The sequence below is a fragment of the Bacteroides sp. MSSM.1001136sp1_RTP21357st2_D2_RTP21359_211015 genome (assembly GCF_040913205.1).
GTDB classification, from domain to species: domain Bacteria; phylum Bacteroidota; class Bacteroidia; order Bacteroidales; family Bacteroidaceae; genus Bacteroides; species Bacteroides ovatus.
On the sequence record NZ_JBDFVF010000002.1, the window covers coordinates 256,097 to 268,425 of the forward strand.

The window sequence follows — 12,329 nt, forward strand, 5'->3', positions numbered from 1 at the left end:
TGAAAGACTTTTATCTTTGCAACTATAATACATACGGCACTATGAAAAAAGTGATTCTGATTTTTGTGACAATTGTCCTTTCCGGTCTGCTTTATGCAAAAGATAATAAGAGTACCGATGCGTTACTTCATGAGATTGATGGTATCATTAAAAACCGTCAGACCTATGGAGCGGAAAAGGAGGCACGTATCGCTGACCTGAAGAAATTGTTGGCGGAGGCTACTTCCGATGAACAACGATATGGTTTTTGCGGACGTCTTTTCGATGAATACCGGGCTTATAATCTGGATTCGTCTTTTGTCTATGCTCAACGGAAAGAGGAACTGGCGCATCGCATGGATAAACTGGATTATCTGGATGATGCTGCCATGAATATGGCGGAAGTGATGGGAACTACCGGGATGTATAAAGAAGCGTTGGAACTATTGGGGCAGATTGATAAGAAAACGCTGCCCGATTATCTCTATGGTTACTATTATCACTTGTATCGCACTATTTACGGATTGATGGGAGATTATGCCGTTACGGAGAAAGTCAAGAAAGAGTATTATCGAATGACGGATCTGTATCGTGACTCTCTTCTGCAGGTCAACGCTTCCGACTCTTTGGGACACGTATTGGTGATGGCGGATAAGTGCATTGTACATGCTCAATACGATGAAGCCATCCGTATGCTGATGGAATATTACAACAAACCTTCTTTGGATGACCATTCAAAAGCAATGCTTACTTATACTCTCTCCGAGGGTTACCGGTTGAAAGGCGACAAACAAGGACAAAAGCATTACCTGGCCCTTTCGGCCATTGCCGACCTGAAATCGGCAGTAAAGGAATATGTATCTTTGCGCAAACTCGCTTCTCTTGTCTACGATGAAGGGGATATTGACCGTGCCTACAATTACCTGAAATGCTCCTTAGAGGATGCCACTCTTTGTAATGCCCGCCTTCGTACGTTAGAAATCTCGCAAGTCTTTCCTATCATTGACCAGGCTTACCAATTGAAAACCAAACGGCAGCAACAGGAGATGAAAGTATCATTGATTTGTATCAGTTTGCTTTCCGTATTTTTGTTGGTTGCCATTTTCTTCGTTTACAAGCAGATGAAAAAGGTTGCTGCCGCACGTCGCGAAGTGGTCGATACCAATACGTTGTTGCAAGAACTGAACGAAGAACTTCACGACTCCAACTCGCAACTGAAAGAGATGAACCATACGCTTTCGGAAGCCAACTATATCAAGGAGGAATATATCGGCCGATATATGGACCAATGCTCCACTTATCTCGACAAGATGGATTTATACCGTCGTTCCCTAAATAAAATTGCTGCTGCCGGAAGAGTGGAAGAACTATATAAAGCCATTAAATCTTCTCAATTTCTTGACGAAGAACTGAAAGAGTTTTATGCAAATTTCGACATGACTTTCCTGCAACTCTTCCCCAATTTTGTGGAGGAATTTAATGCGCTGCTCACAGAACCCATGCAACCCAAACCGGGAGAACTGTTGAACACCGAACTCCGTATCTTTGCCCTTATCCGGCTGGGGATTACGGACAGTACCAAGATAGCGCAATTCCTCCGTTATTCCGTGACTACTATTTATAATTACCGGACCCGTGTCCGTAACAAAGCTTTGGGAGAAAGAGATGAATTTGAGACTAAAGTAATGCAAATAGGGAAGGTGGAAGAATAAGAAAATCACTACTTTTTTAGTCTGACTTCTATTTTATAACGTTCTTATATTTAGTGGTTTATGCTGTGAGATACTGTATAAATCACTATATTTTTGCTATCTGCTCAAAGAAGCAGTATGAAATGTGGATACTTTTGTTTCACGGTCATTTCAGCAATGACACAGAGAACGAAAACAAAAGTAACCCTAATATTAACTTTAAATTAATGTACATGAAACAGAGTATGAAGTCGAAAGGCTTTGAACGCCGCCTCTTATTAATAATGTGGGGCTTGTTCCTATCTCTTAGTGCATTCGCACAACAGATTTCAATAAAAGGACATGTAGTAGATGCCACGGGTGAACCGGTGATCGGTGCCAGTGTGGTGGAAGGACGTACAACGAATGGTACGATAACCGATGTAGACGGTAATTTCTCATTAAGCGTTCCGGCTAACAGCACGCTGACTATCTCTTTTGTCGGCTATAAAACGCAGACTGTTCCGGTGAACGGGAAAAACTCGTTGAAAGTAACCTTGCAGGAAGATACGGAAGTATTGGACGAAGTAGTAGTGGTAGGTTACGGAACAATGAAAAAGAGCGATTTGACTGGTGCCGTATCTTCTGTCGGAGTGAAGGACATCAAAGACTCTCCGGTAGCTAATATCGGTCAGGCAATGCAGGGAAAAGTATCCGGCGTGCAGATAATCGATGCCGGTAAGCCGGGTGATAATGTCACTATTAAAATTCGCGGTTTGGGTACGATCAACAACAGTAACCCGCTGATTGTCATTGACGGAATTCCTACCGACTTGGGATTGTCTTCTTTGAATATGGCTGATGTGGAACGGGTAGACGTATTGAAGGATGCTTCGGCAACAGCTATCTATGGTTCCCGTGGTGCCAACGGTGTGGTGATGATTACCAGCAAACGTGGTGCTGAGGGTGCCGGAAAAGTAACGGTAAACGCAAACTGGGCTATTCAGAACGCTACTAAAGTGCCCGATATGCTGAATGCTGCGCAATATGCCGCCTTGAGCAATGATATGCTGTCTAATAATGATGATAATACAAACCCTTATTGGGCAGACCCTTCTTTATTGGGAACAGGAACGAACTGGCTGGATGAGATGCTACGTACGGGAGTGAAACAAAGCTATTCGGTTAGCTATTCCGGTGGTACGGAAAAGGCACATTACTATGTATCCGGCGGTTTCCTCGACCAGTCCGGTATCGTGGAAAGCGTTAATTACCGTCGTTTCAATTTCCAGGCAAATAGTGATGCCCAGGTTAATAAATGGTTGAAGTTCACTACTAACCTGACATTCAGTACGGACGTGAAAGAAGGAGGAAGCTATAGCATCGGAGATGCGATGAAAGCACTTCCCACCCAGCCGGTGAAGAATGAAGACGGTAGCTGGAGCGGTCCCGGACAGGAAGCGCAATGGTATGGAAGTGTCCGCAATCCGATCGGTACGTTATATATGATGACGAACGAGACAAAAGGATATAACTTTCTGGCAAACATCACCGGAGAGATTGCCTTTACCAAATGGTTGAAGTTGAAAAGCACCTTCGGTTATGACGCCAAATTCTGGTTTGTCAACAACTTTACTCCGGCTTACGACTGGAAACCGAATCCGGTAGAAGAATCTTCCCGCTATAAGAGTGACAACAAATCATTTACCTACCTGTGGGATAATTATTTTGTATTCGACCATACTTTCGCCCAAAAACATCGTGTAGGTGTGATGGCAGGTTCTTCCGCCCAGTGGAACAACTATGATTACCTGAATGCTCAAAAGAATATCTTCATGTTTGATAATATCCATGAAATGGACAACGGCGAGAAGATGTACAGTATCGGTGGCAGCCAGAGCGACTGGGCACTGCTTTCTCTGATGGCACGTCTCAACTATTCTTACGAAGATAAATACCTGCTTACAGCCACTGTGCGCCGTGACGGTTCCTCCCGCTTCGGTAAGAACAACCGTTGGGGAACATTCCCTTCCGTTTCTCTGGCATGGCGTATTTCGCAGGAAGAATGGTTTCCGAAAGACAATTCTCCGGTGAATGACCTCAAACTGCGTATCGGATACGGTGTGACCGGTAATCAGGAAATCGGTAACTACGGCTTTGTGGCTTCCTATAATACAGGAGTCTATCCTTTCGGCAACAACAACTCCACCGCTTTGGTATCTACCACCCTTTCCAATCCGAATATTCATTGGGAAGAGGTACGCCAGACCAACTTCGGTGTGGATATGAGCCTGTTCAATTCACGTGTCAACCTTTCGCTGGATGCCTACATCAAGAAGACGGCAGACATGTTGGTGAAAGCTTCCATCCCTATCACCTCCGGTTTTGAAGATACTACTGAAACCTTTACCAATGCCGGCAAAATGCGCAACAAAGGAGTGGAAATGACCCTGCGCACCATCAACCTGAAAGGTCTTTTCTCTTGGGAATCTGCTTTAACGGCTACCTATAACAAGAATGAAATTCTGGACCTGAACAGCGAAACTCCGATGTTTATCAATCAGATGGGTAACTCATACGTGACTATGCTTAGAGCCGGTTATCCGATCAATGTATTCTACGGATACATGACCGACGGACTTTTCCAAAACTGGGAGGAAGTAAACCGCCACGCCACCCAACCGGGAGCAGCTCCGGGGGACATTCGTTTCCGGGACTTGAATAACGATGGAGTCATCAACGATGAAGACCGTACCGTTATCGGCAACCCGAATCCGAACTGGTTCTTCTCTTTAAGCAATAATTTCTCTTATAAGGGATGGGAACTCTCCGTTTTCCTGCAAGGCGTATCGGGAAACAAGATTTATAACGCCAACAATGTTGACAACGAAGGAATGGCAGCCGCTTACAACCAAACCACAGCCGTATTGAACCGCTGGACGGGTGAAGGAACCAGCAACTCTATGCCCCGCGCCATTTGGGGAGACCCGAACCAGAACTGCCGTGTATCCGACAGATTTGTGGAAAACGGTTCCTATCTCCGTCTGAAGAATATCACGCTTTCGTATACACTGCCTAAAAAGTGGATGCAAAAGATTCAACTGGAAAATGCCCGCATCTCTTTCTCTTGCGAGAATGTGGCAACTATTACCGGATATTCCGGCTTTGACCCGGAAGTTGATATTAATGGCATCGACAGCAGCCGTTACCCGATTTCACGTACCTTCAGTATGGGCTTGAACTTTAACTTTTAAATCAGCAGAAAGAATATGAAAAAGATAATAACTTTGGTATTTATGTCTGCCGTGCTGGCATTGACATCGTGCAACGATTTCTTGGATAAATATCCTAAATATGGCGTCGATCCCGAGTCGGAAGTGACGAACGAGATTGCTGTGGCACTGACTACTGCCTGCTATAAGACCTTGCAATCGTCGAATATGTACAACCAACGTATTTGGAGCCTCGACATCATCGCAGGCAACAGTGAAGTAGGAGCCGGAGGAGGTACTGACGGTTTGGAAACTGTTCAGGCTTCCAATTTCATTGCCCAAAGCGATAACGGCTTTGCCTTGTATGTATGGCGTTCTCCGTGGGTAGGGATCGGACGTTGCAACATCGTGCTTTCCAATTTGCCTTCAGCATCTGTCTCCAATGAGATAAAGACCCGTTGCATGGGTGAAGCTTATTTCCTGCGTGCACATTATTATTATATTCTGGTTCGTTTGTACGGAGGGGTGCCTTTGCGCTTGGAGCCGTTTGAACCGGGAGAATCTGCGGATATTGCCCGTAATACGGTAGATGAGGTATATGCTCAAATTCTTTCCGACTGCAAAAATGCAGTGAATATGCTTCCTCCGAAAAGCAGTTATGGAGATGCTGACAGGGGACGTGCCTGCAAAGAGGCTGCAATGGCGATGCTGGCGGATATTTACCTGACACTGGCTCCCAACCATCGCGACTATTATAATGAAGTAGTGACCTTGTGCAATAACATTGCTGCAATGGGATATGATCTGACTCAATGCAATTATGCTGATAACTTTAATGCGACGATCAATAATGGTGCGGAATCTCTCTTCGAAGTGCAATACTCCGGTAGTACGGAATATGACTTCTGGGGCGGCGATAATCAAGCATCCTGGCTGTCTACCTTCATGGGGCCTCGTAATTCGGGTATGGTAGCCGGTGCTTATGGATGGAATCTGCCTACGGAAGAGTTTGTCAAGCAATACGAGGACGGTGATTTACGGAAAGACATCACTGTGTTGTATCAGGGCTGTCCTGCTTTTGACGGTATGGAATACAGACGTTCCTGGTCGAATACGGGTTATAACGTACGTAAGTTCCTTGTGTCGAAAACTGTCTCTCCGGAGTATAATACCAACCCCAACAATTTTGTAGTATACCGTTATGCGGATGTCTTACTGAAGAAAGCGGAAGCCTTGAATGAGCAGGGACATCCGGATCAGGCTGCCGAACCATTGAATATCGTTCGTAAGCGTGCCGGACTGACAGGGTTGCCGACCACTCTGACGCAGACCGAAATGAGAGAAAAGATTATTCACGAACGTCGGATGGAACTTGCTTTTGAGGGACATCGCTGGTTCGATATGATCCGGGTTGATAATGGAAATTATGCATTGACATTCTTGAAATCTATCGGTAAGAATAATGTGACCAAAGAACGTCTCTTGTTGCCTATTCCGCAGACGGAGATGGACTCCAATCACCTGATGACTCAAAATCCCGGTTATTAATCCGTTTTATAATCATTCATTTAGACAAATAATATGATGAAAAAATATATATATCAGTTGTTATGCTCTCTTTTCATCGGCGCAACGATGGTTGCTTGTACCGAGGATTATATGGAGACAGATAAAGGACATGATACCCTCACTCTTTCGGTGAATCAGCAGGAGTTGGTGTTGAACGAAAAGAACCATAGCCAGGAAGCATTGGCGCTTTCATGGACTACCGGTACGAATTATGGAAGCGGTAACCGTATCTCTTATACGCTGGAACTGGCGAAAGCCGGAACGGACTTTGCGAATGCTTATTCGGTGGATTTGGGTACGGGAACGTATCAATGGACTAAGAAAGTGGAAGAACTTAACCAATTTCTGCATACGCAGTTCGGTATCGGTTATGCTGTGAAAGCAGAGCTGGAAGCACGTATCACAGCCGTCGTTGCCGGAATGGAAGATCAGAAGCAGATTGCGACGACTGCCTTTACGGTGACTACTTACCAGCCGGTTACTACGACGCTTTACCTGATTGGTGATGCTACTCCGAACGGATGGAGTGCCGATAACGCAACGGCAATGGAGCGCACGGATAACGGACAGTTTACATGGACAGGAAAGCTGAATACCGGATCGTTTAAGTTTATAACGACTTTAGGAGAATTCCTGCCGTCGTACAACCGCGATGCCACTGCCGGAGAAGGATTCAAACTGACCTATCGTACATCGGGTGACCAACCGGACGAACAGTTCACAATCAGTAAAGAAGCAACTTATATCGTAAAAGCAAACCTGCTCGACTTGACGTTGACACTTACCGAAACAGAAGATATTGGCTGGAGATATGAAGAATTTTTCATTGTCGGTTCGTTTACGGGTAACAATGGTTGGGGATTTGAAGCACTGTCTAAAGATGCTGTCCAAATGGATCTGTTCCATTATGGAGCCGTGATTCCCTGGAAGGCGGACGGAGAATTTAAATTCGCTTCTGTGACAGATTTCGGTCAGGCGGATGCTTTCTTCCATCCTACTGTGGCTAATGCTCCGTACACTTCGACATCAGTAGTGCTTGGAGGTGACGATAATAAATGGCAGATGAAGGAAGCCGAATGTGGCAAACCTTATAAAGTATGGTTCTATACAGGCAAAGGAAAAGAAAAGATGCTGATGCGTCCGTTCACTCCTTACGAAGGGCTGTATCTGGTGGGTGAGGCAACTCCAAACGGATGGGATTTAGGCAATGCTACTCCGATGACGAAGAGTGCCGACAGTCCTTACATCTTTACCTGGAGCGGGACACTGAAAACAGGTGAGATGAAGATTTCCTGCGACAAGCAATCAGACTGGAACGGGGATTGGTTTATGGCGGATAAGAGCAACAAGGCTCCGACGGGAGAAGTAGAGACGGCATTGTTTGTTGCTAAGTCGGATGCGGAGTTGAGCAGTATGTATCCGGATGCAGATTTGGGTAGTTTGGATTATAAGTGGAATATTCAGGAAGCCGGTTCTTATCGGATTACGATAGACCAGTTGAAAGAGACGATTTCGATTGTGAAACAATAAAACAAGAATTCAAGATGAAGAAAATAATATATTGGGTGGCTGCTTTTCTGTGTATGGCTTGCAGTGACGATCATGGGTCGAACCAGGAGAATGAAGGAGCTTCGGGCAGTGTTACCGAAGTGACTCCGGTAACATCGGATTTAAGTGTGGACCTGTCTACGGATAAGGCTTTCTATAAACCGGGGGAGAAAGTGGTATTTACAGCAGAAGATGCGTTGCCTGCCGGAACTAAAGTTCGCTATCGTCTTTTAGGGGAGGTTGTCGGAGAAGAGTCGGTAAATGGTACGAGCTGGACATGGCAACCGCCTACTACTGATTTCAAAGGATATATGGCGGAACTGTACCGTCAGGAGAATGGTACGGATGTGATTGTCGGTACGATTGCGGTAGATGTATCCAGTGATCCGTCACGTTTTCCGCGTTATGGTTTTGTCGCTGATTTCAGTCAGGAGAAGACGGCTGAAAAGACACAGGAAGAGATGGCGTATCTGAATCGTCATCACATCAATTGGGTACAGTTTCAGGACTGGCATAATAAACATCACTGGCCGTTGGGCGGTACACGCACACAGTTGGACGAAGTATATATGGACATCGCTAACCGGGAGGTTTATACAAGTTCGGTGAAAAATTACATTGAAGCGCAGCATCGTTTCGGTATGAAGTCTATGTTTTACAATCTTTGTTTCGGGGCGTTGAAGGATGCTGCTACGGACGGGGTGAAGGAGGAATGGTATTTGTTTAAGGATGCTTCTCACACTACTAAAGACAGTCATGATTTGCCGGGCGGATGGAAAAGTAATATTTATCTGGTCGACCCTTCTAATAAGGAATGGCAGAAATATTTGAACGAAAGGAATGATGATGTATACGCGAACTTTGCCTTCGACGGCTATCAGATAGACCAGTTGGGACGACGTAGCACGCTTTACAATTACAATGGTATTCCGGTCAATCTGCGTGAGGGATATGCTTCTTTTATTGAAGCGATGAAGCAGGCTCATCCGGACAAGAGTTTGGTGATGAATGCGGTCAGCCGTTACGGTGCCCGTCAGATAGGGGAGACAGGTAAAGTTGATTTCTTCTATAATGAGGTGTGGGCGGATGAGGCTGATTTTACCAATCTGAAAGCCATTCTTTATGAAAATGGAGTCTATGGCAATTATGAGTTGAATACGGTTTTTGCAGCTTATATGAATTATAATAAAGCGGATAACCGGGGAGAATTTAATACGCCGGGTATTCTGCTGACGGATGCTGTCATGTTTGCTTTGGGTGGTTCGCACCTTGAGTTGGGAGGCGATCACATGTTGTGCAAAGAGTACTTTCCGAATGAGAACCTGACAATGAGCGAAGAATTGAAAACAGCGATGGTTCGTTATTATGATTTCCTGACTTCTTATCAGAATCTGCTTCGTGACGGTGGTACAGAGAATAGTGTTTCCATGAATTGTACCAATGGCGAAATGAGATTGAATAGTTGGCCTCCTCAACAGGGATCAGTTACGACTTATGCCAAGCAGGTAGGTGGCAAGCAAGTGATACATCTTCTTAATTTCTCGCAAGCGAACAGTCTTAGCTGGAGAGATGTGGACGGTACGATGCCGGAACCGGCTCTGATTACAAAAGCAGCTTTGCAAATGAATCTGTCGGCAAAGGTGAATAAGCTGTGGGTAGCGTCGCCGGATGTACACGGAGGGGCTTTGCAGGAATTGGCCTTTACACAGGAGAACGGGGTTGTCTCATTTACATTGCCTTCCCTGAAATATTGGGCGATGATTGTGGTTGAATAAAGCGGCTGCTACAGAATAACTAAAATGATAGGTATGATGATTAGATATAGATTATGGGTATGGGTGTTGTGCCTGATATTTCCAACATGGGTTTGGGCGGAAAATACGACACGTACATGCACTTCTTTTACACAGCAGGGACGTCAGGTGACTTTTCACCTGGCGGACAGTGCCGCCTTGCAATTGCAACTTTGCAGCTCTTCCGTCGTGAAAATCTGGTTCTCACCCGACGGGCAATTGCAACGAAGAAATACTTCGTTTGCAGTGATTAATGAAGAACTGGAAGAGGTAGGAACTATTCATGTGGATGAACAGGCGGCCTGTTACGAGATATTTACTCCGAAGTTGCGTATCCGGGTGAATAAATCTCCGATGAGTCTTCAGATATTCGATAAATATCAGAAACTCCTGTTTAGTGATTATGCCGATAAAGGCCATGTCAGTGAAGGAACGAAGAAGGTGGAATACAAAGTGCTTCGTCGTGACGAGCACTTCTTCGGACTTGGTGAGAAAGCGGGAAAGATGGACCGTCGTGGCGAGTCTTATAAAATGTGGAATAGTGACAAACCTTGCTATAGCGTGGTAGAAGATCCTCTTTACAAGAGTATTCCTTTCTTTATGAGCAATTACCGGTATGGTATTTTCCTTGATAACACCTATAAGACGGAATTCAAATTCGGAACGGAAAGCCGTGATTATTACAGCTTTGAAGCGCCGAACGGGGAAATGGTATATTACTTTATCTTCGGTAAAGACTATAAAGAAATCATCAGCCAATACGTCGGACTGACCGGAAAACCTATCATGCCGCCGAAATGGGCGTTGGGTTTTGCTCAATGCCGCGGTCTGTTGACAAGTGAAAAGCTAAGTCGTGAGATAGCCGAAGGCTACCGGAAACGGGGAATCCCTTGTGATATTATCTATCAGGATATCGGCTGGACAGAATACTTGCAGGATTTCGAATGGCGCAAAGGAAACTATGAAAACCCTAGGAAGATGCTTTCGGATTTGAAAGAGATGGGTTTTAAGGTAGTCGTATCTCAAGACCCGGTAATTGCACAAGCCAACAAAAAACAATGGGAAGAAGCAGACCGCCTGGGCTATTTTGTAAAGGACAGTACGAACGGTAAAAGCTACGATATGCCCTGGCCGTGGGGTGGAAACTGCGGAGTGGTAGACTTCACCCTGCCTGCCGTAGCCGACTGGTGGGGAACTTATCAGCAGAAACCTATTGATGATGGTGTCTCCGGCTTCTGGACAGACATGGGCGAACCTGCCTGGAGTAACGAGGAGCAGACGGAACGCCTGGTGATGAAGCACCATCTCGGTATGCACGATGAAATCCATAACGTCTATGGCCTGACTTGGGACAAAGTGGTAAAAGAGCAATTTGAAAAGAGGAATCCGGACCGTCGTGTTTTCCAAATGACTCGTGCTGCTAATGCCGGATTGCAACGTTATACGTTCGGTTGGACGGGTGATAGCGGAAACGGAGACGATGTACTGCAAGGGTGGGGACAATTAGCCAATCAGATTCCTGTAATGCTTTCCGCCGGATTGGGATTAATCCCATTTTCTTCCTGCGATATCACCGGTTACTGTGGGGATATTGAGGATTATCCGGCTATGGCGGAACTCTATACCCGTTGGATTCAATTCGGTGCCTTCAATCCTTTGAGTCGTATTCACCATGAGGGAGATAACCCGGTGGAACCGTGGCTTTTCGGACCGGAAGCGGAAAAGAACGCGAAAGCGGCTATCGAGCTGAAATATCGTTTGTTGCCGTATATCTACACTTACGCCCGCGAAGCGTATGATACAGGATTGCCTATCATGCGGCCTCTGTTTCTCGAATATCCAATGGATATGGAAACGTTTTCTACGGATGCCCAATTCTTGTTCGGTCGTGAATTGTTGGTAGCCCCCGTGGTGAAGAAAGGTGCCCGCACAAAGAACGTGTACCTTCCCGAAGGTACATGGATAGACTACAACAACAAGCAGACGGTCTACACCGGAGAGCAATGGACTACCGTTGATGCTCCCTTGTCTTCTGTTCCTATGTTTGTGAAGCAAGGTTCTATCATCCCTACCATGCCGGTAATGAACTACACCCATGAGAAACCGGTATATCCACTTACTTTTGAAATCTTTCCCACACAGGAAGGTGCACAGGCAGCCTTTACTCTTTACGAAGATGAAGGAGAAAACTTAGGGTACCAGCGTGATGAATTTGTCAAAACACCGATTATTTGCAGTACTTTGGCGAATGGATATGAATTGACTGTCTCTGCCCGTGAAGGAAAAGGATATACTGTTCCCGGTCCGAGAAATCTGTTGTTCCGTATTTATTCTGCGAAAGCCCCGAAAGAGGTAACTGTCAAAGGAAAGAAGATAAAGAAAACTAAACCGGAACGTTTGGAAGAAAATCTGGAGAATGACACTGAAACTGTGGTATGGAGTTGGGATAAAGAAACTGGTGTATGTAGTGTGCGAATGCCTGATAAGGGAGGTAATGAGCAGATTATGATTGCTTTTAAATAAGTGGTGAAGCGTGCAAGGTACTTTTGTCTTGCACG

Annotated in this window: 6 protein-coding genes; all 6 read left to right on the plus strand. The window is 45.4% G+C overall.

Translation table 11 applies throughout. The annotated features are described in order from the left end of the window. The first annotated feature begins 41 nt into the window (after positions 1 to 41). The 6 genes from AB5217_RS02825 (at position 42) to AB5217_RS02850 (ending at position 12,294) form a co-directional block, all read left to right on the plus strand. The gene (locus AB5217_RS02825) at positions 42 to 1,691 is read left to right on the plus strand and encodes a DUF6377 domain-containing protein (protein WP_032845752.1); all 1,650 of its coding nucleotides are present in this window, start codon (positions 42 to 44) and stop codon (positions 1,689 to 1,691) included. A 212-nt stretch (positions 1,692 to 1,903) separates the two neighbouring features. Then, the gene (locus AB5217_RS02830) at positions 1,904 to 4,903 is read left to right on the plus strand and encodes a SusC/RagA family TonB-linked outer membrane protein (RefSeq protein ID WP_050486421.1); all 3,000 of its coding nucleotides are present in this window, start codon (positions 1,904 to 1,906) and stop codon (positions 4,901 to 4,903) included. Positions 4,904 to 4,945: 42 nt separating this feature from the next. Continuing rightward, positions 4,946 to 6,409 (plus strand): RagB/SusD family nutrient uptake outer membrane protein, encoded by a 1,464-nt coding sequence (locus tag AB5217_RS02835; protein ID WP_004322918.1) that lies wholly within the window; start codon positions 4,946 to 4,948, stop codon positions 6,407 to 6,409. Positions 6,410 to 6,445: 36 nt separating this feature from the next. After that, the gene (locus tag AB5217_RS02840) at positions 6,446 to 7,960 is read left to right on the plus strand and encodes a SusF/SusE family outer membrane protein (protein ID WP_032845754.1); all 1,515 of its coding nucleotides are present in this window, start codon (positions 6,446 to 6,448) and stop codon (positions 7,958 to 7,960) included. Positions 7,961 to 7,974: 14 nt separating this feature from the next. Then, a complete protein-coding gene (locus AB5217_RS02845) occupies positions 7,975 to 9,753 on the plus strand; it encodes a glycoside hydrolase family 66 protein (RefSeq protein ID WP_032845751.1) in 1,779 nt (592 codons plus the stop codon). A 36-nt stretch (positions 9,754 to 9,789) separates the two neighbouring features. Further along, positions 9,790 to 12,294 carry a glycoside hydrolase family 31 protein gene (locus tag AB5217_RS02850; RefSeq protein WP_042994337.1) on the plus strand — a complete coding sequence of 835 codons (2,505 nt, stop codon included), beginning with the start codon at positions 9,790 to 9,792 and terminating at the stop codon, positions 12,292 to 12,294. The last annotated feature ends 35 nt before the right edge of the window (positions 12,295 to 12,329 follow it).

What these genes read in the sequence shown, in the direction of transcription:
- AB5217_RS02825 (WP_032845752.1), top strand. Translation starts at nt 42, where the DNA reads ATGAAAAAAGTGATTCTGATTTTTGTGACAATTGTCCTTTCCGGTCTG.
- AB5217_RS02830 (WP_050486421.1), top strand. Translation starts at nt 1,904, where the DNA reads ATGAAACAGAGTATGAAGTCGAAAGGCTTTGAACGCCGCCTCTTATTA.
- AB5217_RS02835 (WP_004322918.1), top strand. Translation starts at nt 4,946, where the DNA reads ATGTCTGCCGTGCTGGCATTGACATCGTGCAACGATTTCTTGGATAAA.
- AB5217_RS02840 (WP_032845754.1), top strand. Translation starts at nt 6,446, where the DNA reads ATGAAAAAATATATATATCAGTTGTTATGCTCTCTTTTCATCGGCGCA.
- AB5217_RS02845 (WP_032845751.1), top strand. Translation starts at nt 7,975, where the DNA reads ATGAAGAAAATAATATATTGGGTGGCTGCTTTTCTGTGTATGGCTTGC.
- AB5217_RS02850 (WP_042994337.1), top strand. Translation starts at nt 9,790, where the DNA reads ATGATTAGATATAGATTATGGGTATGGGTGTTGTGCCTGATATTTCCA.